Annotated in this window: 1 pseudogene; it reads right to left on the reverse strand. The window is 28.0% G+C overall.

Going from position 1 to position 300, the window contains the following annotated elements:
* Positions 1 to 5 precede the first annotated feature (5 nt).
* Positions 6 to 300: pseudogene (locus LRB30_RS05855) on the reverse strand (ribonuclease H family protein); the annotation flags it as partial.

Raw genomic sequence — 300 nt, forward strand, 5'->3', positions numbered from 1 at the left:
GATTATAGGGCAAGCAGTTCCCCAAAATTGTTGCTAATCCCTTGAAAATTTTTGACATAATAATTTCCGTATTCATTAATCAGGGATTTATCTAAGATTTTATCCAATATTGAAATTCTTTTTTCATTTACAATTCTAATTTCTAACCCTTTCCTCTTCCTGTTCCAGAGTCAAAATATATTCCAATTGGGTGATGATGAATTTTGTTCTCATTATTAAATAGCCAATTTTGAGCTTGTTCTATTGTTTTGAAACTTTTTATTTTATTGTTTTTTCCTTTAATGGTAGTTTTGCATTCTT

Origin of the sequence: Borreliella americana, assembly GCF_021043605.1 — a bacterium.
In the GTDB taxonomy this organism is placed as follows: Bacteria; Spirochaetota; Spirochaetia; order Borreliales; family Borreliaceae; genus Borreliella; species Borreliella americana.